The organism is Tepidiforma bonchosmolovskayae, from assembly GCF_008838325.1.
In the GTDB taxonomy this organism is placed as follows: Bacteria; Chloroflexota; Dehalococcoidia; order Tepidiformales; family Tepidiformaceae; genus Tepidiforma; species Tepidiforma bonchosmolovskayae.
In genome coordinates, this window is the sequence record NZ_CP042829.1 from 1 (window position 1) to 22,165 (window position 22,165).

General features: G+C 67.6%; 29 protein-coding genes and 1 pseudogene. 12 read left to right on the forward strand and 18 right to left on the reverse strand.

Translation table 11 applies throughout. The features are described 5' to 3' along the window. The first annotated feature begins 389 nt into the window (after positions 1-389). The 6 genes from Tbon_RS00005 (at position 390) to pheA (ending at position 3,251) form a co-directional block, all read left to right on the forward strand. Positions 390-605 (forward strand): acetyl-CoA carboxylase biotin carboxyl carrier protein subunit, encoded by a 216-nt coding sequence (locus tag Tbon_RS00005; protein ID WP_225734650.1) that lies wholly within the window; start codon positions 390-392, stop codon positions 603-605. 64 nt (positions 606-669) lie between these two features. After that, entirely contained in the window at positions 670-837 is a 168-nt protein-coding gene (locus Tbon_RS13625; protein WP_165772614.1) for a hypothetical protein, read from the forward strand. A 28-nt stretch (positions 838-865) separates the two neighbouring features. Then, positions 866-1,330: a universal stress protein gene (locus Tbon_RS00010; RefSeq protein WP_192498017.1), complete on the forward strand. Its 465-nt coding sequence runs from the start codon at positions 866-868 to the stop codon at positions 1,328-1,330. Further along, a complete protein-coding gene (locus Tbon_RS00015) occupies positions 1,327-1,740 on the forward strand; it encodes a potassium channel family protein (protein WP_158065708.1) in 414 nt (137 codons plus the stop codon). The genes Tbon_RS00010 and Tbon_RS00015 overlap by 4 nt, the downstream gene beginning before the upstream one ends. A gap of 3 nt (positions 1,741-1,743) precedes the next feature. Beyond that, on the forward strand, positions 1,744-2,418 hold the full coding sequence (locus Tbon_RS00020) for a potassium channel family protein (protein WP_158065709.1): 675 nt from the start codon (positions 1,744-1,746) through the stop codon (positions 2,416-2,418). A gap of 11 nt (positions 2,419-2,429) precedes the next feature. Further along, positions 2,430-3,251 carry a prephenate dehydratase gene (pheA, locus tag Tbon_RS00025; RefSeq protein ID WP_158065710.1) on the forward strand — a complete coding sequence of 274 codons (822 nt, stop codon included), beginning with the start codon at positions 2,430-2,432 and terminating at the stop codon, positions 3,249-3,251. A 9-nt stretch (positions 3,252-3,260) separates the two neighbouring features. Here the strand turns inward: pheA and Tbon_RS00030 are convergent, their stop codons facing one another. The 4 genes from Tbon_RS00030 to Tbon_RS00045 all read right to left on the reverse strand — a co-directional run bounded on the left by Tbon_RS00030 (position 3,261) and on the right by Tbon_RS00045 (position 6,169). Further along, the gene (locus Tbon_RS00030) at positions 3,261-3,707 is read right to left on the reverse strand and encodes a calcium-binding protein (protein ID WP_158065711.1); all 447 of its coding nucleotides are present in this window, start codon (positions 3,705-3,707) and stop codon (positions 3,261-3,263) included. Further along, positions 3,704-5,305, reverse strand: coding sequence for a signal peptidase I (locus Tbon_RS00035; protein ID WP_158065712.1), 1,602 nt, complete (start codon positions 5,303-5,305; stop codon positions 3,704-3,706). Before Tbon_RS00035 ends, Tbon_RS00030 begins: the two co-directional genes overlap by 4 nt. A 19-nt stretch (positions 5,306-5,324) precedes the next feature. Further along, positions 5,325-5,696, reverse strand: a complete 372-nt coding sequence (locus Tbon_RS00040; RefSeq protein WP_158065713.1) for a hypothetical protein — start codon at positions 5,694-5,696, stop codon at positions 5,325-5,327. A 92-nt stretch (positions 5,697-5,788) separates the two neighbouring features. Continuing rightward, positions 5,789-6,169 (reverse strand): hypothetical protein, encoded by a 381-nt coding sequence (locus tag Tbon_RS00045; protein WP_158065714.1) that lies wholly within the window; start codon positions 6,167-6,169, stop codon positions 5,789-5,791. 269 nt (positions 6,170-6,438) lie between these two features. Between Tbon_RS00045 and Tbon_RS00050 the strand changes: the two genes are divergently transcribed. Next, positions 6,439-6,750, forward strand: coding sequence for an XdhC family protein (locus Tbon_RS00050; protein ID WP_158065715.1), 312 nt, complete (start codon positions 6,439-6,441; stop codon positions 6,748-6,750). Between the two features lie 85 nt (positions 6,751-6,835). Beyond that, a pseudogene (tatA, locus tag Tbon_RS14455) lies at positions 6,836-6,994 on the forward strand (twin-arginine translocase TatA/TatE family subunit); the annotation flags it as partial. A gap of 131 nt (positions 6,995-7,125) precedes the next feature. On the opposite strand, the gene Tbon_RS00060 reads toward tatA, so the two are convergent. Together Tbon_RS00060 and Tbon_RS13630 are read right to left on the reverse strand one after the other, a co-directional pair. Continuing rightward, entirely contained in the window at positions 7,126-7,848 is a 723-nt protein-coding gene (locus Tbon_RS00060) for an endonuclease III domain-containing protein (protein WP_158065717.1), read from the reverse strand. Continuing rightward, positions 7,842-8,786, reverse strand: coding sequence for a DMT family transporter (locus Tbon_RS13630; protein ID WP_192498018.1), 945 nt, complete (start codon positions 8,784-8,786; stop codon positions 7,842-7,844). The genes Tbon_RS00060 and Tbon_RS13630 overlap by 7 nt, the downstream gene beginning before the upstream one ends. Before the next feature lie 138 nt (positions 8,787-8,924). Between Tbon_RS13630 and erpA the strand changes: the two genes are divergently transcribed. Further along, entirely contained in the window at positions 8,925-9,311 is a 387-nt protein-coding gene (gene erpA, locus Tbon_RS13635; RefSeq protein ID WP_098503926.1) for an iron-sulfur cluster insertion protein ErpA, read from the forward strand. A 99-nt stretch (positions 9,312-9,410) separates the two neighbouring features. On the opposite strand, the gene Tbon_RS00070 is transcribed toward erpA, so the two are convergent. Then, the gene (locus Tbon_RS00070; RefSeq protein ID WP_158065719.1) at positions 9,411-10,064 is read right to left on the reverse strand and encodes a hypothetical protein; all 654 of its coding nucleotides are present in this window, start codon (positions 10,062-10,064) and stop codon (positions 9,411-9,413) included. Between the two features lie 95 nt (positions 10,065-10,159). On the opposite strand from Tbon_RS00070, the gene Tbon_RS00075 reads away from it, so the two are divergent. Both Tbon_RS00075 and Tbon_RS00080 read left to right on the forward strand, forming a co-directional pair. After that, positions 10,160-10,468, forward strand: coding sequence for a hypothetical protein (locus tag Tbon_RS00075; protein WP_158065720.1), 309 nt, complete (start codon positions 10,160-10,162; stop codon positions 10,466-10,468). Continuing rightward, complete coding sequence (locus tag Tbon_RS00080; protein WP_192498019.1) at positions 10,465-11,067, forward strand: shikimate kinase; 603 nt, start codon at positions 10,465-10,467, stop codon at positions 11,065-11,067. Before Tbon_RS00075 ends, Tbon_RS00080 begins: the two co-directional genes overlap by 4 nt. Here the strand turns inward: Tbon_RS00080 and Tbon_RS00085 are convergent. The 5 genes from Tbon_RS00085 to Tbon_RS00105 form a co-directional block, all read right to left on the reverse strand. Next, complete coding sequence (locus Tbon_RS00085; RefSeq protein WP_158065722.1) at positions 11,054-11,869, reverse strand: enoyl-CoA hydratase/isomerase family protein; 816 nt, start codon at positions 11,867-11,869, stop codon at positions 11,054-11,056. The two genes, Tbon_RS00080 and Tbon_RS00085, sit on opposite strands and share 14 nt — an antisense overlap. A gap of 75 nt (positions 11,870-11,944) precedes the next feature. After that, the gene (locus Tbon_RS00090) at positions 11,945-12,814 is read right to left on the reverse strand and encodes a M15 family metallopeptidase (protein WP_158065723.1); all 870 of its coding nucleotides are present in this window, start codon (positions 12,812-12,814) and stop codon (positions 11,945-11,947) included. Between the two features lie 56 nt (positions 12,815-12,870). Continuing rightward, positions 12,871-13,647, reverse strand: a complete 777-nt coding sequence (locus tag Tbon_RS00095; RefSeq protein ID WP_158065724.1) for an alpha/beta fold hydrolase — start codon at positions 13,645-13,647, stop codon at positions 12,871-12,873. 3 nt (positions 13,648-13,650) lie between these two features. Beyond that, positions 13,651-15,057, reverse strand: coding sequence for an alpha/beta fold hydrolase (locus Tbon_RS00100; RefSeq protein ID WP_158065725.1), 1,407 nt, complete (start codon positions 15,055-15,057; stop codon positions 13,651-13,653). Positions 15,058-15,132: 75 nt separating this feature from the next. Continuing rightward, entirely contained in the window at positions 15,133-15,771 is a 639-nt protein-coding gene (locus Tbon_RS00105; RefSeq protein ID WP_158065726.1) for a transglycosylase SLT domain-containing protein, read from the reverse strand. A 91-nt stretch (positions 15,772-15,862) separates the two neighbouring features. On the opposite strand from Tbon_RS00105, the gene Tbon_RS00110 reads away from it, so the two are divergent. Next, positions 15,863-16,372 (forward strand): DinB family protein, encoded by a 510-nt coding sequence (locus Tbon_RS00110; protein WP_158065727.1) that lies wholly within the window; start codon positions 15,863-15,865, stop codon positions 16,370-16,372. On the opposite strand, the gene Tbon_RS00115 is transcribed toward Tbon_RS00110, so the two are convergent. From Tbon_RS00115 to Tbon_RS00140, 6 genes are all read right to left on the reverse strand, one after another. Further along, a complete protein-coding gene (locus Tbon_RS00115; RefSeq protein WP_158065728.1) occupies positions 16,369-16,956 on the reverse strand; it encodes a CehA/McbA family metallohydrolase in 588 nt (195 codons plus the stop codon). The genes Tbon_RS00110 and Tbon_RS00115 overlap by 4 nt on opposite strands. Positions 16,957-16,958: 2 nt before the next feature. Beyond that, the gene (locus Tbon_RS00120) at positions 16,959-17,858 is read right to left on the reverse strand and encodes a LysR family transcriptional regulator (RefSeq protein ID WP_098503915.1); all 900 of its coding nucleotides are present in this window, start codon (positions 17,856-17,858) and stop codon (positions 16,959-16,961) included. 105 nt (positions 17,859-17,963) lie between these two features. After that, entirely contained in the window at positions 17,964-18,494 is a 531-nt protein-coding gene (locus tag Tbon_RS00125) for a CBS domain-containing protein (protein ID WP_158065730.1), read from the reverse strand. A 95-nt stretch (positions 18,495-18,589) separates the two neighbouring features. Next, entirely contained in the window at positions 18,590-19,630 is a 1,041-nt protein-coding gene (locus Tbon_RS00130; RefSeq protein ID WP_158065731.1) for a 2-oxoacid:ferredoxin oxidoreductase subunit beta, read from the reverse strand. Between the two features lies 1 nt (position 19,631). Continuing rightward, positions 19,632-21,542 carry a 2-oxoacid:acceptor oxidoreductase subunit alpha gene (locus Tbon_RS00135; RefSeq protein ID WP_158065732.1) on the reverse strand — a complete coding sequence of 637 codons (1,911 nt, stop codon included), beginning with the start codon at positions 21,540-21,542 and terminating at the stop codon, positions 19,632-19,634. A gap of 13 nt (positions 21,543-21,555) precedes the next feature. Further along, positions 21,556-22,029, reverse strand: a complete 474-nt coding sequence (locus tag Tbon_RS00140; RefSeq protein ID WP_158065733.1) for a CBS domain-containing protein — start codon at positions 22,027-22,029, stop codon at positions 21,556-21,558. Positions 22,030-22,165 lie beyond the last annotated feature (136 nt).

A 22,165-nucleotide genomic window follows, 5' to 3' on the forward strand; every position in this document is an offset into this window, starting at 1 on the left:
GATACAGTTCCCGCCAGTTGGAGGCGGGGTGGTCGGGAGCCGCCGCGCCAGCGCCCGCGGGGCTGACGCCCCGGAGGGCGACAACAGCCCGGCTGTGAGTCACGGATCCGGTACGGGCGGCCAGCCAGGTCGGGTCGGCGGTGCGCCTCCGGGCTGCACTGCCGGAAGAACCCGCCGTATGGCTGGCGAATTGGCGCGAACGTGCGCGCTGGGGGTCCGCCCGCAGCCCGCACCGGCCCCGATAGACGTCCTCCAACTTCAGCCAGGGGCCGCTTCCGCCTTCAGGGGCCGGGAGCGGCCCCTGCGCCATTCCTTCGCCTGCGCCCGGTCGCGCGGTTCGGACGCGCACAGTAGGATGCCCGCGCAAGCCCCGCGGAGGAATTCACCAGGTGCCGAACGAGCTGCCGTCTCCCATGACCGGAACGATTAAGGAGGTGCTCACCCAGCCCGGCGAACACATCGAACCGGGACGTGAGCTGTTCATCGTCGAATCGATGAAGATGGAGCTCCCGGTCGAGGCCGAGGTCAGCGGCACCGTTACGGAGGTGCTCGTCCGGGTGGGCGAGCGGGTCGAACAGGGCCAGCCGCTGCTCAGGCTCGCATAGCGCCACATTCCCCCTTTCCGGGCCCGGGCGTAGCATGGGCGGAGAGGCTGCCCCGTCACGAGCCATGCGCACAGCGAATCTCATCTTCTCGGTCATCTCCATTGTTCTCGGCGTTGTGCTGATCCTCTTCCTCCTCACGCAGGCGGTAGAGTGGAATATCGGGATGGCCATCGGGGTCGTCCTCATCCTCAACGGCGCGGTGCGGTTATGGTTCGCACAGGACGACCGCTGACATCCGCAGCGCAACAGGAGTGACGCCGGTGGACACCTGGCGGCGGTTCCTCGTGCCCGTCAACTTCGACCGTGTCAGCCTCGAGGCTGTTCACGTGGCCGGCGCGGTCGCGAAAACGCGGCGGGGAACACTCCACCTCGTTCACGTGATTGAGGTGGGGAGGTCGCTGCCGCTCAATGCCGAACTCGAACAGGAGAGCCGCCGAGCCCAGCAGGTTATCGAACGGGCACGCATCGCGGCCGCCGATGCCGGCTGCAGCAACGTCCGGACCTCGATCGTCCAGGCGCGTGAAGCTGGCCCGGCGCTGCTCGAAGAGGCACGTACACAGCAGGTCGACGTGATCGTCCTGGGGCTCCCGCCATTCCAGGGCGAAGACCGGCCGTTTGCTATCGGCCCCACCGCCGAGTACCTGCTCCGGCACGCGCCGTGCGAAGTCTGGCTCATCCGCAGGCCAATGCGAGACATCTCCCCAGGGGGTCACGAGGGGCCATGAACGTGGTTATCATGGGCTGCGGCCGGCTTGGCTCGCGCATCGCCACGATGCTCGAGCGGCAGGGGCACGCCGTCACCGTCATCGATATCACTGAAACGGCGTTCCGCCGACTACCGGAAGGATTTGGCGGGCGGCGCATTGTCGGGAACGGGATGGACCAGAAAACGCTGGAGCGGGCGGGCATCCAGGAGGCCGACGCCTTCTTCGCCGTAACCCAGGGCGACAACCGCAACTACTTCGCCAGCCAGGTTGCCCGGGAGATCTACGGCGTCCGGCGCGTGCTCTGCAGGGTCTACGACCCCGTTCGGGAGGGCATCTTCCGCGACCTCGGGATTGAGACGTTCAGCCCGACAAGCTACGGGGCGCAGATTATGGTCGACATGCTCCTCAACGAGCCAACCCGGAGGTAGCCCGTGTACATCATCGTCGGCGGCGGCGGTAAAGTCGGATTTCACCTCGCCCTGGAACTGATCCAGCAGGGGCACGAGGTGCTGGTCATCGAACGCGACCCGGCGCGGGTTTCCAACATCCGCGAGGAGCTGGCCGGCAACGTCATTCTCGGCGACTCGTGCGAAGCCACGACCCTGGACACGGCGGGGATCGCCCGCGCCGACCTCGTTGCGGCCGTCACCGGGGACGACGAGGATAACCTCGTTATGTGCGATATCGCCCGCTACCGGGGCGTCAAACGCACCATCGCCCGGATTAACAACCCCCGCAACGAGCTGATTTTCCGGAAGCGCGGCATCGAAACCACAATCTCCGCCACGCAGGCCGTGCTCGCCCAGATCGAGCAGGAGCTGCCGACCCAGTCAATGATTCCGCTGCTCCAGCTCCACTCTGGCCTCGAACTGATTGAGGTCAAGCTGCCCGAGACCTCGCCGGTCGTCGGCCGCTCGGTCCGCGAAATCCTTCTGCCGGCCGAGTCGCTCATTTCGCTGGTCGTGGACCCCGGCGGCGTGCCGCGGATGCCCAGCGGCGACACGCGGCTGCATGCCGGCGATGCCCTCGTCGTCGTCGCGCCGAAGGAGAGCCTCGACATGCTCCGGGAGCAGCTCGTCGGCTCGACGCACGGGCTCGATACCTGAGGACCACGAAGATGACGCGCATCGCCTACCTCGGGCCGCCGGGCACCTTCGGCGAGCTGGCGGCCATGCAGTACGACCCGGCCGCTGAACTCATGCCGTTCCCATCGCATGCCGCCGTGGCCGCCGCCGTCGAATCGGGCATGGCCGACCTCGGGGTCGTCGCCATCGAGAACCTGATCAACGGCTCCGTCCAGGAGACGCTCGACATCCTCATTCACGAGACCGACCTGCAAATCCAGGCCGAACTCGTGGTGCCGGTGCGGCACAACCTCGTTGCGAAGCCGGGCACGCGGCCGGCAGACGTCCGGGTGATCTATTCCCACCCCCAGGCGCTCGGCCAGTGCCGGAAGTTCCTCGAGCGGTGCTTCCCCCACGCCCAGGCCGAGGCCGCCCTCTCGACCACTGAGGCGGTCGAGCTCGCCCTGCGGCGAAACGGCGACGCCGCCGCCATCGCGACCGAGCGCGCCGCTCAGCTCCTCGGCGCGGAGGTGCTGGCCCGCGACATCCAGGACTCCGAGAACAACGTGACGCGGTTCCTCGTCCTGGGAAGGGGCCTGCCTGCCCCAACCGGCCGGGACCGCACGTCGATCGCGTTCACCTTCGCCGAAGATCGGCCCGGTGCTCTTGCGAGCGTCCTGAACGCGTTTGCCGCAGCAAATATCAACTGCACGAAGATCGAGAGCCGCCCGACGAAGGCCACCTTCGGCGAGTACGTGTTCCTGATCGATTTCGAAGGTCACCAGCAGGACCCCGCGGTCCGCGACGTCCTGGAGCGCATCCGTCCGCTGTGCGCCGAGCTGAAGGTCTTCGGAAGCTACCCCCGGGCGCTGTAGCGGGCGTGGCTACGGGACGTAGGTCTCGCAGCCCGTCGGGAATGCAGTCGTCGCAAGGCCGCGGTAACAGGTGTCGTTACCTGGACCGCCCTGGAGGTTGACCGACGGGCGGGGCCCGCCGATGAGCACGTCATTTCCGCCCTGCCCGCGGAGCGTGGCATTGTTGGCGCCGCCGACGATACAGTCGTCTCCGCCTCCCCCGGACAGTGTGGACGGGGTACTCCCGCCGCCCAGGACCAGCTGGTTTCCGGCCCCTCCGGTCCCGGAATAGTCGATCGACGTGAGGGTCAGACCGGCGCACTCGGGTGGGGCCAGCTGCGCAATCGTCAGCGGGACATCTGTCACGCCGATGTTCGTCGGCGGGACCGTATTCGTCGCCGCAGACGCAGTGAACGCTGCCGCCAGGGTCACCGCGCCGGCCGCGGCGGCACCGATGCGGACGCCCCAGCCCTTCATGCTGCACGCTCCGTGCCGTATTCCCCGGGGTCGAAGGCGAACCGGTAGACCACCGCACCATCGCGCACATAGCAGACGTGCTGCCCGGGCCGGGCCTCCTGCAGGATGATGCCGCCCGTCCTGGCAGCGAGCCGTTCGAGGTCCTCCATCGAGGCAACATCCACCACCGGGACGTCGTCCGGCGCCACCGGGCCGGTCACCCGCACCGGAACGGCACCGGCGGCGCGCACGTCCGACACTTCGGACCAGCCCCTGCGGGCGACCGCAATGAGAAGCGCACCGGCGCAGGCCACCATCACCGCAGCTCCGGCTACGCCGACGATACGCGCAGCGACCACCGGGAGGCTGACGAAGAGGATGCGAACGACATTCCCGATACGCTGCCGGTCCACCACGGTGCCCGTTGCAGCCGGGGCGATGGCAGCATCAGGCTTCGCGGCGTCGAGGCGCAGCTGCGTACGGTCGAGCGCCATCGGGAGCGCAGCTTCCGGGAAGTCTGCCGAGAGGCGCGCCCCGCCGAGCTCGCCGTCCACGCGGACCCGCGGCCGGATCGTGACGGTGTAACGGTCGTTGCGGACGCCGGTTTGCGCTTCAAGCGTCGCAATCTGTTCCTGCAGGTCGGCCAGGCGGAGGACACCGTCCGTCCGGAATGCGGTGCCTGCGAACGAACCGGGTTCTCCGATGGGGAGGGTGCGCTTCCAGCCGCTAATGTCTCCCAGTTCGGCTACCAGCTGATAGGTTCCGGTGAGCTGCGCCGGCGACGGGGAGGTGAACTCGTATACGAAGGTGAAGGCGACCGTATCGCTCAGGCGGAGGTAGACCGGCTCACCGGTCGTGGCCTTGCCGGCGTCGTACAGCCTGGCATCAGCCGCGGCGGCTTCATACGAAAACTGGCCGCGCTGGCTGTAGGAAAACTCGGTTGTCACTTCGCGGTGCGTTGGCCGTGCGAAGGCTACCCACGCCAGCGCTGCGAACCCGATGGCGAGTGCGAGGAGCAGGGCAAGCGTGTCCTGCCAGTTCCGGAAGATCGGGGGCATTGGAGAACCTCCGTTGGAGCGTTGCCGGCCGGGCCCGACAGGAGCTGCAGCGCGCGACGCGCCGGCGCCTGCAAACATGCCGGCGAAGGCGATGAAGAGCACCAGACCTGCCCACAGCGGCGACCTGAGGCGCCAGAGGACACGCCCGGCACCGGGAATGTGCAGCCAGAGCTTCCCCACGATGTCGTTGCTGGTTGGCCGGTAGGAATCCTCGAAATCGTTGTGGTCGCCCTTCAGGGTGAACCGCCCATCCTTCTCGTCGACGATGCGGTGGATGACGTGACCCACACCAGGATGGCGGTAGGTCACCACATCACCGGGGACGTACCTGTCGGCCGGGCGCACGATGGCAAGGTCGCCGCGGTGCATGCCGGGCTCCATCGAGTTCCCGTTCACAATGACGTACGACGCCTGGCCGCCAAGCTGGGGCGGGGCAAACAGGATCCACGCGCAGGCGACCGCTACCACCAGGAGCGCGGCTGCCACTGCTGCGGTAACGCGCCGGCTCCGCTCACCGTCGCGACGGGGCACCGCCAGGTGGCCGACATTTCCCCGTATCATCGCGGCGCCCTCTCCCACCCTACTGCGCCGCCACGACGCGCAGGCCGGTGACAGACGCCACCGTGGCCGACGTAGTGCAGGTGATGCTGGAGCCCGTGGAGCAGGCGGCGCCCCAGGTCGCGCCCCCGTCGGTCGAAACGCGGACCGTACCCGTCGGCGGTACCGCTGGCGAAATCGTGAAGGTGACGGACGCGAGCTGCTGCGGGTTCGCAGCGTTCAGGTTGTAGTGGACGTTGGTCACCGTGTAGCCGCTCACGCCTGCAGCGCCGTCACCGGCACGGGTTGCCGGGACCGTGTTTGACGCGGCAAAGCCGTATGACGCGGCTGCCACCGCTGCCAGTGCTGCCGCCAGGGCCAGGCGCCGCGGTACGGAGAAAAGCAGGCGTACCATGTGTCCTCCCGGGACCCGAGGGCCCGGGGGCGTTTGCCCCCGGGCTCACCCCATCGTCTTCCCGGCGTGACCGCGCCGGGGTACGCGCATCGCTACTGCGCAGCGACCACCCGAAGGCTGGTGAAGGCGGCGCCGATCGGCTGCGCCGTCGAGAACGTGCAGGTGATGGTCGAGCCGGTCGTGCAGCTCGAGGACCAGGTGGTGCCGCCGTCGAAGGAGACGGCCGCGGTGCCGGTCGCCGGGACGGCAGGCGAGATGTCGAAGGTGACCGAGTTGGCGGTGGCCGGGTTGGCCGGGTTCAGGTTGTAATGGACGTTGCTGATGGTGTACCCGGAAACCGTGTTCGAACCGTCGCCGGCATTGGTTGCGGGGACGGTGTTCGTCGCCGCAAAGCCGAGGGCCGAAACGGCCACGATGGAGAAGACCGCCGCGGCAATCAGCCGGCGCGGGCTCCTCAAACTGCGAACAATCATGGGTTCTCCTCCAGGTTGCTGGCGGGGTGTCCGCCGCGAATTCAGGCGCGAACGCCTTTCGCTGGAGGAATTCGTCGGGGTGGACAGGGGGTGAAAGGGCGCCTTTCGCATCTATACGAACTTGTCTTAGACAGGTTCCGTAAATCGCGATTCAGGTCCGGCCGCGGCTGCCGATATGGCCTCGCCATGGCGTCTCGGGGTTTACCCGCACGATACCGTGATGCCGGTGCCACTTGCGGCGCACCCCGCCAGGGGCGCACGATCACGTCATGGACGCAGCCATCTACCGGGAGCTCCAGCGCGCCCTTTCGGCCGGCGAGCCGGTAGCCCTGGCGACCGTCACGCGAACGCGCGGCTCAACGCCCCGAAAACCGGGGGCCAAGATGCTGATTCGTGCCGACGGCAGCTTCTTCGGCACAATCGGCGGCGGCTGCGGCGAGGCCGAGGTATGGCAGGAGGCGATGGCCGCCCTCGAGGATGGGCGCCCGCGGACGGTCGTGGTCGACCTGACCGAACCGACTAACGGCGAGGACAAGATCTGCGGCGGAGTGATGGACGTATTCGTTGAGCGCCTGGGGTAATCACCGGCGCATTCGCCAGACCCCGGCGGCGTGGTAGCATCATCGCAGCGGGCAGGGGGATCCGGCCCGCAGGAAGAAGGCAGGTATGTTCGGTTCCCTTGGAGCCCTGGAGCTCATCATCATCGCCCTCGTCATCGTCCTGATCTTCGGTGTCGGGAAGATCTCCGGACTCGGCCGTGAACTCGGCACTTCGATCAAGGAGTTCCGCCGTGCCGTCAAGGACGAAGACGCCGAGGCGCAGAAGCAGCCGCAGCAGCCGACCTACCAGCAGGTCACGCAGGCGCCCCCTCCGCCCCCGCCCGTTGCAGTCCAGCCGCCGGCCTCGAACCAGCAACAGGCCGGCGACTCCACCAACCGCAACACGCCCAACCTGTTCTAGACCGTCTGTTCCGTTCGAGACACCCGGCCCCCGGTTTCCAACCGGGGGCCGGGTGCGTCGGGGACCGTGCAGGCACCCCACAGCAGGCATGCGCCGCACCGGGGGTTCCGCTTCCGGCAGAGGTGCTTGGCGTGGAGAACGACCAGTGCGTGCACCCTGGCGTACCGTTCGGCCGCTCGCTCGTCTGTGACCGCCGGCAGTGAGGAAACAAGCCACTCCTGCCAGGCGCTATACCCTTCGGCGGCCGGCCCCATGCCGAGCCGTCGAAAGAGCCGGGCCGTGTACGTATCAACGACGAGCGCTGGCTGCCGGCCGGCGTAGCACACGATGCAGTCGGCCGTCTCAGGCCCGATGCCCCATGTCTGCAGCAGGCGCGAGCGGAGCTCGGCGGCGGGCAGGGCGAGCAGCCGGTCAAGCCCGCCTGCCCCGGCACAGGTCGCGAGGAAGGCGCGGAGCTTCCGGGCTTTCTGCCGGTACTGGCCGCTGGGCCGAACGAGTGATTCCAGTTCGGCATCGCTGAGGGCCGCCATGCGTGCCGGGTCAAGGGCGCGCGCGTCCCGCAGCCGCTCGAGCGCCCGTTCAACATTGGTCCAGGCCGTGTTCTGGACCAGGATGGCGCCCACGCAGACCTCGAAGGGCGGTTTCTCCGGCCACCAGTGCCATTCCCGGTGGCCGTGCATCGCTTCGAGCGCGGCGATGACGCCTGGCACCGTCAGCATGGCCCAAGAGGCACCCTGGGGGGTTCGGGGTCCGGCAGGCGAGCAGCGCGCTCGGTGACCCAGGTGCGGAACGTCACTGCCCCGATGATGATCGCGCCGCCGAGCACCGCCCACCATCCGGGGGTTTCGCCAAGGACGAGAAACACCCAGACGGGGTTGAGGACCGGCTCGAGCATCCCGATGAGCGACGCCTCGAGGGCGGGCACGGTCCGCATGGCGTACCCGAACAGCAGGTAGGCGAAGCCGATCTGGACCACGCCGAGGAAGACCAGCCCGGCCAGGTCACCCGGCGTCGGGGCGAACAATGCGGTCTCGCCGCGGGCCAGGTTAACCGGCACCAGGGCCGCGACCAGCAGGAGGTTGCCCAGCAGCATCGCGAGAGGGCGCGTCTCCTGCGTGCACCCCGGCGCGCGGAGGAGCAGGAACATCGCCGCCAGCGTGACCCCGGAGGCTGCAGCAAGGAGATTGCCGCCGAGGGCATTGCCTTCGAACCTTCCGACGAAAAAGAGGCTCATCCCTCCGAACGCCACGACGACCGTCGCGACGTCGAGCCGGGTGACCTGCTCGCGGAGCAAGAGCGGGCCGGCGAAAAGCAGGTACACCGGAGCCGTGTACTGGAGGAAGATGGCATTTGCGGCTGTTGTGAGCTTCGTCGCAGCCACGAACATGACCAGGGTGAGCGCGTACGTCACGGCGATCGCCCACGTGAGACGGCTCACCTGCCGCGGCCATACCGGCCGCGGACGGACAACCATCAGGATGGTCAGGGCGGCGAATCCGGACCGCCACATGGTGACCCCGAGTGCATCGAGCGACACCCACTTGATGAAGAGCCCTCCGGTGCTCCACAGGACGGCCGCGCCGAGCACGGCGAGGAGGCCGCGGTGGCGCGGGCTCAACCCCAGTTCGCCCAAAGCACGCGCAACAGCGGCGTCCACGCGTGCAGTGTGGGGCGGGCGGCGTCGTGGCGCAAAAAGCGAACTGCATGGACGCGCCCCTGTGAAATGGCTATGATCTTGATAGTGCAGCGGGTGGGACCAGAGCCCCGCGTCTGCCACCACGCAGGAGGATGTGCGATGTCTGTGGAACCCGGCGCGTCGGTCGCGCTCGTCAACATCACGGAGCGGGCAGCTGAGAAGGCCCGCGCGCTCCTCGAGGCCCGGGAGCTGCCGAATGGGGCGCTGCGCGTCTTTGTCGCCGGCGGCGGCTGCTCCGGCTACCAGTACGGCATGGCGCTTGCGCGGTCGTCCGAGGAGGATGACATCGTCATCGAGCAGTACGGCGTCCGTATCCTGGTGGACCCGGAGAGCGCCCGCTACCTCGAGGGCGCCGAAATCGACTATGTCGACGACATCATGAAGAGCGGCTTCAGCATCTACAATCCGAACGCGGTCAAGAGCTGCGCCTGCGGCTCGAGCTTCCAGACGGCTGACGGCAGCGGCCAGCCGCGCGCCTGCTGCTAGGACACCCATCCCGGAACGGACCACAAGGGAGGGGGAGAGCGAAAGCCTCCCCCTTTCTCGTTGCCAGGCTCCCTATGGGCCTGAGGGCGAAAGGCCCTCCTACATCAGCCGCCGCATCAGGTGGGTTTCGGTAGTCAGGAACACCATCGAGGCTCGAGTGGCCGCCCGGAGGCGGGCAAACTCCGCGTCGGTCACCGCCATCTCATCGAATTTTTCCAGTTCGGCGAGCGAATCGAATTCCGCCACGATGGCAACGCCGCTCGTGTGGCCGGTCATCGCGCTCCAGACACTCGTGGTCGCGTCTATCCCGCGCTGCTTCTGGTAGTCGAGCGCATGGGAGACCGACAGAACGAAGTCCCGGTGCTGCCCAGGCTTGACTTCACCCGTGAGGACCCGCATGAACTTCCGCGGGGCAGTCGCCTCCTCGGAGGTCATCAGCCCCTCTGAGTGGTACGCCAGGCGGTGGATCGAGACCTTCACGTCGTCGTAGACCATGTGCGTGCGAACAGCACGCCGCACCTCCGCAAACCGGGCATCCTCCGTGGCCATGTCAGTCCAGCGCTCAAGGTCCTCGAGCGTGTTGAAATCGGCCGCGATGAGCACTCCGTTGTTGCGGCCGGTCATCGAACCCCAGACAGCGGTCCGCGCCCGGATGCCCCGCTCGACCTGGAAGTCGGTCGCGACCCGCATCGCGTCGAGAAACTCCCGCGTCTTTCCCTGGGCGACAATGCCCGAGAGGATGCGTCGATACATGCTTCACTCCGGTTCGCGCCGCTTCTGCGGCCGGCGCGCGCCAAGTCTACCAGAGGGGCCGGATTCGGGCCGCCGGGCGGCTATAATCGCGGTCGATGGCGCTGTACGTTGCGTTCTTCCGATTCAAGCCGGGCACGAACGTCCTCCAGGGGCTCGAAGCGTTCGAGCGGCGCAAAACGTTCCAGCATCCGCGGCAGGCGAAGGTGCTTGCCGAGCTGTGGGTGAACGCTCCTGAAGGGCTGCCGCAGGTCGTCCTTGCCTGGGAGGCCGACGATGAAGGCCCCGGAGACTACTACGAGGCCGCCTGGGGTGACATCTTCGACATCACCATCGCCCCGGCGACCCTGCCCGTGAGCGAACTGCCGGCTGACCTGCCGGAATCGCTGCGGCAGCACCTTACGTGACGGACGGGCCTCCGGCGGACGGCTGGCTCGGCAGCCGGATTGTCGTCGTTGGTCCGAGCTGCTCCGGGAAATCGACGCTCGGGGCTCTCCTGGCCGACCGGCTCGGTCTACCCTTCATCGAACTGGACGCGCTCTTCTGGCGGGAGAACTGGACGCGGCCGGCCGACGAAGAGTTCTGTGCCCTCCTTCGCGGCGCCCATAGCGGCGACGGCTGGGTGAGCGCAGGCAACTACCTCCGACAGACCGGTCACATCACCTGGCCGCTGGCCGACACGATCATCTGGCTGGATGTTGGGCTGGCAACGACCTCGTGGCGGGTACTGCGCCGCTCCTGGCGCCGATGGCGCTCGGGCGAGCTTCTCTGGGGCGTCTGCCGGGAGAACTTTTGGCGGCAGCTTGCCCTGTGGGACCCAAACCAGTCGCTCATCCGCTACAACATCTCGCGCCGCGCCCGGAATCGGGAGCTGTTCGAACGCGCAGCACGAGAAGCAGAAGCCGCAGGAAAACGCTTCCTGCGGCTTCGTTCCCGCGACGATATCGCGCGGCTGCTTGCCTCAGTGGGCGGACCGGGCCGGGCCGAGGCCCCTACCGGCCCTTGAAGACCGGCTCGCGACGCTCGGCAAAGGCAGCCAGGCCCTCCTTGAAGTCCTCGCTCTGGAAGAGCGGCAGCAGCTGGAGATAGATGTGGTCGACAGCCGCTTCAAACGTCTCTTCCATTCCGAGCCGCATCATGCGCTTGGTGGCCTGGACGCTCAGCGGCGCGTTGTTCGCAATCTTGGTCGCCCATGCCCGGGCTTCGGTCATGAGCTGGTCATGGGGCACGACCTTGTTGACCAGCCCAAGCTCGAGCGAACGCTGGGCATCGAGCACATCGCCGAGGAAGGCGACCTCCGCGGCGCGGGCCCAGCCGAGCAGGCGCGGCAGGTACCAGCACCCGCCGCTCTCCGGCAGCACGCCGCGCTTTGCGAAGACTGCGCCCATCTTGGCGTGCTCGCTGGCGATGCGGATGTCGCAGCCAAGGGCGAGGTCCATACCGTAGCCGGCGGCAGCGCCGTTGAGGGCGCAGATCATCGGCTTATCCATGCGGTTGATGACGATGGGCGGCGAATTATGGAGGTCGAACAGCTGGTATCCGCCGCGGCCGGGCTGGAGCGAGCCGTCGCCGCCGCCCGACATCTGGTCCTTCAGGTCGAGACCTGCGCAGAAGCCGCGTCCGGCACCGGTCAGGATGACACAGCGGACGTCGCGGTCGATGTTGGCTTCCTGGAGCGTCTTCGAAAGCGCGCTGAGCATCGGGCCGCTGATGGCGTTCAGGCGGTCCGGCCGGTTCAGGGTGATCGTCAGGATGTAGTCCGAGTGTTCGACAAGCAGCTCGGGCGTCGGGGAAGGCGAAACCACGATGAGACTCCTGCAGGGGCGTTATAGCGTTGCCACGGGAGTGTTGCACCGGAGGCGCAGGCCGGCAAGCGGAGCGCTTCAGCGCTTGAGCAGGTACTCGCGGAGCGTCAGCCCGGAGCGGTGGACCTCCGCCGCGACGTCACGGCCGACATACCGGATGTGCCAGGGTTCGTAGGCATAGCCGGTCACCTGCTCCTTGCCTGCCTGGTAGCTGACGATGAACCCGAACTTCCAGGCGTTGGCCTCGAGCCAGGCGGCTTCAGGTGTCCCGGAAAAGTTCTCCAGGAAGAGCCCGCGCGCGCCGACGTCGACGGTCGTGCCCAGCTGGTGTTCGGAGTGGCCGGGCCGCGCGCTCGTGCGGTCGGCGTACTCCTGGCCGTACAGCTGCACCCACGAGCTGTAGGTTTGGGCCTGGGTGGCGTAGCTGCGGTAGCTGCTGTTCACCGCGAGGCTGTAGCCGTCCAGCCGCGCCGCGTCGAACAGTTCGAGCAGGGCATCGAGCGCCTCACGCCGGAGGTACTGGGCACCCCCGGCCGAAATCTCCGCCGGCAGCTGCACGAGGTCGGGCGGCTCACAGTCGGCGGGGAGACGGTGCTGCTTGTCGAGCGGGGCAAGGATGTCGCCGCAAGCAACGACGATCGCCCCGTCGGCATTCGGCGTGGGCGAGGGTGTCGGCCTGGCAGGCGGCGCGGTCGGTGACGGCGAAGCCCCTGCGGCCGCCGGTGCAGTCGCGGGTTCTGTTGCCGGCCCGGCCGGTACCGCCGGCAGCGGATTGCCGCTTCCCCTGCTCGCACCATCGGCCGCAACCGTCACGAGGACGACGATGCTCAGGATGACCGCGACCACCGAGGCGATGAAGACGGGCTGCCAGTTGAAGGCCTCGCGCCGCTCACCGACCGTCCGTGCGCTGCGCGCGCGGGTCCGTTTCCGTGCGCCGGTGTCTGCCATCCTGCCTACCTTATCGCCGCTCGCGGTAGCGGCCCAGTGCCGGGCATTCAGGCCGGCTACCGGATTCTCGGGTCGGACGCGACGTCGTCGAGGAATGCACGGAGCAGCGCGCTGGTTACCGCGGGCTGTTCGAGCTGGAAGAAGTGCCCGGCCCCGGCAATCGGCTCCTGCCGTGCAAACTTTGTGACCGAACGGAGCCAGGCCGGGTCACCAAGCGGCCGTTCGGCCCAGATGGCCATGAGCGGCTTCTCGTCCGCTTTCCGGACCAGGTCAGGCAGCGACGCCAGGACGTCCGGCGCATCCTCCAGCATCCCGGCCGCGACATCCGGCGGACAGGTGTACATCACGCTCTCCGCGTAGGCGCGAGCTCCAGGGGGCGAATCCGGGGTGAAAAAGGTTTCGACCAGCGGCCGGAGCCCCTCTTTCGTGCCGAGGTCGCGAATGCGCTGGACCAGGGGATTTGCGCCGGAGCCGCCCGCGCGCGGGGCGGAAATCGGCGAGTCGCCGGTCACGATGCCGATGACGCGGTCCGGCCGGAGGTCATTGACGACCAGCGCCGTGATTCCGCCGAGGCTGTGCCCGATGAGGACGGCCGGGCCGAGTTCGAGGTCTTCGAGCAACTCGGCGATGTCAGCGGCAGCCCGCCGGATGCCGAATGGCGGGACAGCCGGCGTCGCTCCCCGCCCGCGGAGGTCGACCGCGATGCAGCGGTGGTCACGCGAAAGGTCGGTTATCTGCGGCTCCCACGCGTGGCGATCGCAGCAGAGGCCGTGGATGAACACCAGCGGCGGGGTGCCGCTGCCGGTCTCGAGGTACGCCAGGATGCTCGCCATGGCCTAGCGGAACCACCCTCGGCGGCTGCGGCTGGAGCGGCCTGGCAGGAGCTGGAGGAGCCGCTGTGCGCGATGCGTCTTGCGGCGCCGGCGGGCGGCGGACTCGACCCGGTGCGCTGCCTCCCGGACAAGTTCGGGTGCGTGGCGCCCGGTCTCTCCCAGGGCAGCGAGCGCCTCTGCGGCCGCGGCACGGGCCCGCGAGAGGTCGGCTTCGTCGATGCTGCGGCGGGCGCGCCGGGCGCCGCGGGCACTGATCTCCGCGAGCCGAGCGACCGTCTCGGCCGCGCGGGCACGCGCCAGTTCCAGGTCCACGGCCGGGATGGGCGGCGCGGCCTGGCGAACCGTCCTCAACGCCCGCTTCGGGGCCGGACTGTGCCGTTCCCGGCGGGCCTCAGCGCCTTTCCGGATGAGGAACCCGAGACCGGCCAGGGCGATCACGGCGCCCGCGCCGGCAAGCACCAGTGTCATCGTGCCGGGACCGCGCCGCCGGACCGTGGCCTGTTCTTCGACAAGCTGTTCCAGCGCTGGCGGCTCGGGCGGGGCCTTCGGCGGGAACTCGCCCCGCTGGACCTCGGCAAGGAAGCTGGCAACTGCTTCGGTAAACGCATCGGGGTTATCGCCCGGGACACTGTGGCCGGCGCCGGGAATGGTGACGAGCCGGGCGGCCGGCATCTCCTGCACGCACCGTTCCGCAACCTCAGCGGAGAGCACGTCGCTCTCGGCCCCGCGAACCAGCAAGGTGGGGATCGTGATGTTCCGGAACAGCTGCCACATCTCGTCGTTACTGAGCCGCCAGCCGACGGTGATTCCGCTGTCCGGCTGGCGGAATCGCCGGTCGAACTTCCACGTCCATTTGCCCCCCTCGGTCGGCTTCAGCCGGTGGCGCATCCGTTCGCGGATGTTCTCGAGGGTGCGCCGCGGATTGAAACGGTGCGCCATCTGGACGAACTCTTCAAACTCGAGCTCGTCCGGCCCCCGGGTGAAGCGGACGATGTTGTCGACGCCTTCTTTCGAGGCCTCGGGGCCCACATCGACGAGCACCAGTGCCGTCACGTGCCCGGGGTAGGTGTTTACGTACGAAACGGCATTCAGGCCGCCCATCGAGTGCCCGATGAGGATGAACCTGTCGAGGCCCACCGCCTTACGAAAACCTTCGAGGTCTTCAACAAACGCCTCACGGGAGTAGTCGCCGCTCTCCGACCAGTCGCTGTCGCCGTGGCCGCGCTGGTCGAGCGCGAGAAGCCAGTAGCGGTCCTGCATGCGCTCGGCGAACTCGTCGAACATGTGCCCGGAGACGCCGAACCCGTGCAGCATGACGATAGGCGGCGAGGAAGGGTTCCCCCACTCCTGGTAGGCCAGTTTCAGACCGTTGACGGTCACGGAGCGTTCGATGTACCCGGCCGTTACCACAGCTCACCTCCGGTGTGGGCGCGCGGGGACACGCCTGCATCGATGATACCACCGGGGTTGACGGGCTGGACGCCGTCAACTGAGGGGCGGGAGCCCCTGCCGGGCAAGCAGGGTGTTGTAGGTCCGGACGAGGGCGTCGCCCTGGTAGGCGAAGCCTCCGCCGGGGTTAAAGCTGTCGTCATATGCGGCCCGGACGAGGTACTCGCCCGAGTAGCCAGCCTGCTCGAGCTTCTGCCACGAGGCTGCCAGTCCGCGGGCCGCGCGGTCAGCGTTCGCCTCGGGGTCGAAGCGGAGGTCGCCCATCCCGTGGCCGTACCCCTGGTCGTGGAGCTGGAAGAGGCCGACCGAATGGCCGCCGTCTCCGACCGCGTCGGGCCGGCCGCCGCTTTCGATGAGCATCACCGCCTTCAGGAAGAGCGGGGGCACCCCGTATTTCTGCCCCAGCCGGTTCAGCAGGCCGTCCCAGCGGTCGGGGTCGCCTGCGGGCTCGCGCGAGACAACCGGGGTGTGCGGCTCGGGAGCTGCCCGGCCCGCGGCCGGGGACCTTCCGCCGGCGCGGGCAGCCTGCAGGCCGGGAGTGCCTGCCGGCGCCGAGGCCTGGCGGAGCGCGGCGGCGAATCCTCCTTCGCGGAGCGAGCGCGCGTGGAGTCCCGCTTCAGCGAGCGATACATGGAGGGGTGACGGAGCGCCGGCCGCCAGCGGGTCGATCGCCATATCCCGATGGTAGTACCCTCGACATGCCCGGCGGCCGCGGGGGCTTCCCCGATTCGCCCCGTGCGAATTCCCTGAATTCGAAGGTGCTCCCGTGGAACGACGCATCCCCGACCCGACCCTGATGGCCCGGCTCCAGCTCAGCGTGAAGGGCGTCGACTGGGCGGCCGGGCTGGTGCGCCGGTGGCAGCATGACACCCCGCCCGGCGGCGGATGGACACCCCACCAGCACGTGGCCCACCTCCTGGCCGCCGAGCAGAACGTTTTCCACGTGCGGATCCCGCGCATCCTTGCCGAGGACTTGCCGATGTTCGAAAGCTGGGACGAGACCGCCCACATGACGCACCAGTACCGCCCCGAGGGGGATATCGAAGAGCTCGCCGAGGCCTTCATGCGGGCCCGGGAGCAGACCGTCGGCTACTTCAAGGACCTCACTCCCGAGCAGTGGAGCCGGACTGCGGTCTGGCCGGGCGGAGTCGGCGAGGTCGACCTCGCATGGGTGGCCGAACGGGCGCTCGCACACGCGCTCGAGCACTTCGTCGCCCTCCTCAACCTTCACCAGGAGTTCGACCGCCGCCACGCCCGGACGTGGCTGAGCGGCTAATCAAGCAGCAGGGCTTCGTACGCGCCGGAGCGGAGCGCCTCGAGCAGGTCGGCGTCGGAGGTGGGCCGGCCAGCAAAGCGCGTCGCGGCCCGCCCGACCTCTGCGGCCGTATGGGCATCGGAGCCGCCGATTCCGGGCAGCCGGAACCCCTTCGCGAGGCCGGCAGCGGCGATATTCTGCAGCCGCGAATCCGAGCCGTTCGCCGCCTCCACCGAGACGAAGAATTCGACGGTCTCCCGGGTCACCCGCAGCAGGCCGTCACGTGCCGGGTGAGCGAGAAAGAGCAGTGCGCCGGCCTCCACGGCGGCTGCGGCAACTTCGCGCGCCGAGGCAGAGAAGGCCGCAGCCGGGAGCCCGAACGCCAGGATGTGGCCGAGGTCAGTCGTCAGCTCGACCGCATGGAAGATTGCAATCGGCGCCGCAGCCCGGAGGGCTTCCAGCTCGTCGGGGGCCCAGGCGCGGTCATGTTCGGTCAGGCAGATGCCATCGAGCCCGCGCTCCGCCGCGAGGCGCGCGAGCTCCAGCGGCTCGAGGGCGCTGCACGCAGAGCGCGGCCACGTGTGACAGTGAAGGTCGATGAGCATCGTCAGCGCGGCAGGCGCACGCCGTAGATTTCGCCCAGCAGGTCAAGGAAGCCGGCCATCGGCCCGGACTGGGGCTTGTTTCGGCGGTACATGACAGCGATATCGCGCTGCACCGGCTCCGCGGATTCGATGTGCACCTTGTGGAGCGTCCCGAGGCGAATCTCGCGCTCGACGGAGACCTCAGGGAGGAGGGCGATGCCAAGGTTGGCTTCAACCATCTTCTTCGTCGCTTCGATGGAGTCGAGCTGCATCTGCTGATGCGGGACGACGCCGAGGTCACGGAAGAGGCCCATGATCATGCCGTAGTAACCGGAATCCCGGTCGAACAGGATCAGGGAGTCCTCCGCGAGGTCTTCCACCCGCACGGAGCCTTTCTTCGCGTACCGGTGCTGTGCCGAAACGACGAGGACCAGCTCGTCCCGGTAGAGCACCACGGTGCGGACGTCAGGGTGGTTAATCGGCCGGCCGAGCCCGACCTGGACGTCGTCGTCCAGGACCATCTGGAGGACCTCGTCGCTGTGGCCGGTGCGCACGAGGACATCGACGCCGGGATGCGTGTCACAGAAGACCTTGAGGAGCCGCGGGAGGACGTAGGTACCGACGGCGGGCGCCGTGCCGATGAGCAGGCGGCCCGCGGTCCCGTCGCGGGTGCCCTCGAGCATCATGAGACCATCATTCAGGGTCCGCATCACCCGCTGAGCGTACGGGAGGAACGCCCGGCCGGCGTCGGTGAGCTTGACGCCGCGGCCCATCCGTTCGAAGAGGGGCTGACCAACCTCCCGCTCGAGCGCCTGGATCCGGTTGCTGAGCGACGGCTGCGCGACATTCAACAGCTCAGCGGCCCGGCTGAAGCTGCCGCAATCTGCCGCCGTAATGAAGGCTTCGAGCTGGGCGAGTTCCATATGACTCAGTCCCCATCGATAGGGTGAGACTATGGTTCGAGCATACGCCCCGGCTGAGCCATAAGCCAGCCCCATAATTCCATCGACCGCCCGGAACGCTACGAGTCAGTCAAAGTAGCGGCCCATCACCCAGTTCAGAACGTCCCGGCCCGTGAGCATGCCGACCACCGCGTCGCCGCGCACGATGGGAATGTGGCGAAAGCCGCCGACGCCCATTTTGTTGAGCGCGTAGGCCATCATGTCATCCTCGCGGAGCACGACCGGGTCGGGCGTCATCACGTCGGAGACCGGGCGGTCGAGCATCGCCGGGTCTGGTGCAACTTTCCGGAGCACGTCGCGGTCAGTGAAGATGCCGGCAATGGCAAGGCCATCCATGACGACCACGGCGCCGGCGCGATCGCGCTGCATGAGCTGCACCGCCTCGCGCACCGTTGCGGTCTGCTGGATGAGCAAGGCTTTGCTCCAGCGGGCCGCCGCGATTGGCAGCGTCAGGTCGGATTCCTTCAGCACCTGGGCGGCCTCGGGCACGTCGATGCTGCTCAGGTCGCTCAGGCACCGCTCGCAGATGTCGGTCCCTTCGATGTTTTCAGCGCCGCAGCTTGGGCAGACGATGACGTTGGACGGGTCTCCGGACATGAATCCAGCCTCCTCCACCTGCCCCAGAAAACAACGTCGGGGCCAGGCTCGGCCCCGACAATAGCAGATAGATGTAGGCGGCGTTGCCCGCTGGCTTATTCCACGACCCAGGTCTCCCCGGTCCGGAGTGCAGCCTCCAGCGAACCCTTGCCCCTGGCCATGGCTTCCTCTACCTGCTGCTGAACGAGCTGGTCGAAGGTGGGGGCATCGACGTCGCGGAAGACACCAATCGGCACCGGGAAGTCCGGGTAGTCCATGCCGACCAGGATATTTGCGAGGGTGATGTTCTCCGCATGGGCATCGTGGACCAGCAGCCCATCGTCGGTCGCGGCGTTCTCGACAATCTCCGGCGTAAAGCCGTTCAGCCGGATGCCGTGCTGGTTCTCCTTGCCGAAGCGCAGCGGCTTGCCGTGCTCGAGGTAGATCATCCGGTCAGCCCGCACTTCCTTTTCGGCGAAGGCGGCGAACGCCCCGTCGTTGAAGATGTTGCAGTTCTGGTAGACCTCGACGAACGAGACGCCGCGGTGCTTTGCCGCGAGGTAGAGCATCTCTTCGAGGTGCTTCGTGTCGCGGTCAACGGAGCGGGCCACGAAGGTAGCGCCTGCCGCGAGAGCGATGCGAATCGGGTTGAGCGGCCGCTCGGTGGTGCCGTACGGCGACGACTTCGTGATCTTGCCGAATTCGGAGGTCGGGGAATACTGCCCCTTCGTCAGCCCGTAGATGCGGTTGTTGAAGAGGACGATCGTCAGGTCGATGTTCCGCCGCATCGCATGGAGCAGGTGGTTGCCCCCAATGCTCAGACCATCGCCGTCGCCGGTGATGACGAAGACCTTCAGCTCGGGCCGGGCGGTCTTCAGGCCCGTCGCAATCGTGGGGGCGCGGCCATGGATGCTGTGAAAACCGTAGGTGTTGACGTAGTAGGGGAAACGGCTGGAGCAGCCGATGCCGCTGATGAAGACGATCTGCTCCCGCGGGACGCCGAGGTCAGGGAGCATCTTCTGCATCTGGGCGAGGATGGAGTAGTCCCCGCAGCCTGGGCACCACCGGACCTCCTGGTCGGTGACGAAATCCTTCCGCGTGAGGACCGGCAGGTCGGGCGAGATGAGGCCGTCGTTGGGCGTCGTCGGTGCAGTCATGTCAGCCTCCACTAACCCCGGCGCTGCGGGTGAACTCAAGGACGTATTCGTCGCGCAGGCCGAGCACTTCGTCGATCTTGCCTTCGATTTCGGCGATCTTGAACGGCTGGCCCGAGATCTTGTTGAACGGAATGGCGTCGATAAGGAAGCGGCCGCGGATGAGCAGTGCCAGCTGCCCTGTGTTGAGCTCGGGAATGAGCACCTTCCGGTACCTCTTCAGCACATCGCCGAGGTTGGCCGGGAAGGGGTTCAGATAGCGGAGGTGGGCCGAGGCAACGCTGAGCCCCCGCTTGCGCGCATTGTCGCAGGCGCTGGTGATTGAGCCATACGTGCCGCCCCAGCCAAGCACGAGGAGGTCGCCCTCTTCGGGACCGGTCACCTCGAGCGGCGGGATGTCCTGGACGATCCGCTCGACCTTGCCCTTGCGGGCGAGGGTCATTTCATGGTGGTTGCGCGGGTCGTAGCTGATATCGCCCGTTTCACCGGATTTTTCGAGGCCGCCGATGCGGTGTTCCAGGCCGCGCTGGCCGGGGACGGCCCAAGGCCGGGCGAGAGTCTTCGGGTCACGCCGGTACGGATTGAACTTTCCTTCCTGCGGCTCCGCGTAATGCCACTCGATCTTCGGCAGCTCAGAGATATCGGGGATGCGCCACGGCTCGGAGCCGTTGCCGAGGTAGCCGTCGCTCAGGAAAACGACCGGCACCATGTACTTCAGCGCGATCCGGAAGGCCTCGATCGCCATGTAGAAGCAGTCCGAGGGAGTGCAGGGCGCGACGATGGCCACGTAGCTGTCGCCGTTGCGGCCGAACATCGCCTGGAGCAGGTCAGCCTGCTCGGTCTTGGTCGGCATACCCGTGGACGGACCGGCCCGCTGGACGTCGATGACGACAATCGGGAGCTCGGTCATGACGGCGAGATTGAGCGCTTCGCTCTTGAGGGCGAGGCCGGGGCCGCTCGTCCCCGTGAGCCCGAGGTGCCCGCCGTAGGCCGCGCCGATGGCCGCGCCGATAGCGGCAATCTCGTCTTCGGCCTGGAACGTCTTGATGCCGAAGTTCTTCAGCTTGGAGAGCTCGTGGAGGATGTCGCTCGCGGGGGTAATCGGGTAGCTCGCGTAGAAGAGCGGCAAACCGCTGAGCACGGAGGCGGCAACGAACCCGAGGGCCGTCGCTTCGTTTCCGCTGATGTGGCGGTAGACGCCGGGCGGCACCTTGGCCGGGGGAACCCGGTACTGCACCCGGAACAGCTCGGTCGTCTCACCGAAGTTGTAGCCGGCCCGCAGCGCGCGCAGGTTCGCCTCGAGGATGTCAGGGCGCCGCTTGAACTGCTCGGTCGCCCACTTGATGGTCGTGTCGAGGGTGCGGCCGTACAGCCAGAGCACGAGCCCGAGGGCATAGAAGTTACGGCAGCGGAATTTGTCCTTGGCGCTGAGCGGCAATCCCTCGAGCGCCAGCTCGTTCTGCCGGGTGATGGAGATCGGGACGACCTGGTAGCCGTTGAGGGAGCCGTCCTCAAGCGGGTTCGTTTCGTAGGCCGCCTTCTTGAGGTTGGTCGGCTCGAACTCATCCTTATCGACGATAAGAAGGCCGCCGGGCTTCAGATCCCCGAGGTTCGTTTTCAGGGCGGCCGGGTTCATTGCGACGAGAACGTCGGGGCGGTCACCCGGGGTATAGATTTCGGTGCTTGCGAAGGAGATCTGGAAGCCGGAGACGCCGGGGAGCGAGCCGGCGGGGGCCCGGATCTCCGCCGGGAAGTCGGGCAGGGTTGCGAGGTCGTTTCCGAAGACTGCCGCGGTCCGGGTGAACTGGGTGCCGGTCAGTTGCATGCCGTCGCCGGAGTCGCCGGCGAAGCGGATAGTGACACGTTCGAGCTCTTCAATCTGGTGTTCGGGCTTGAGCTGCGCTTCAGTAGTCATGGGTCTCTGCTTCTTATCCACCCTCTGGTTGCTCCATCACCTGGTGAGGGCGCGGAGGCAGGTTTAGGACGTCTTCCGGGTACGCCTCTGCGAGGTCACGCAGGAGGTCGCCCAGCCGCAGGACCCCCACAACCCGGCCGCCCTCCACCACGGGCAGATTCCGGTAGTGGTGCTGCTGCATCAGGGCAATTGCTTCGGCCACCGTCCCTGTGGAGGCAATCACCCGGGGTTGCTTCGTGAGCACCGAAGCGCGAAGCGGCTGGTCCCAATCGAACCCATCCACCATGCATTTCGTAAGGACATCGCGTTCCGTGAAGATCCCCTGCAGCTCGCCGTTCTCAACAGCGAGGACGCACGAAGTCCCGAGACGGTTCATCGTTGCGACGGCCTGGCGAACGGGGATCAATGGCGAAACGGTGGCTGGCTCGCTCAGGGTCAGCTCGGAGAGGCGTTGGTTGACGAACCGGCTGAGCCGGGTGCGATCCATCTGCGCTGTCGTTCGCCTGGATGGGATGATGCGGACCGGCGGGCGCAAAGGCACACCGTGCGCGTTACCTCAAGTCTACGCTCTTTCGCAACGTTGTGCAGAAGCCGCCGCGCGGGCGGCTGCGGGCTCCGCGCGA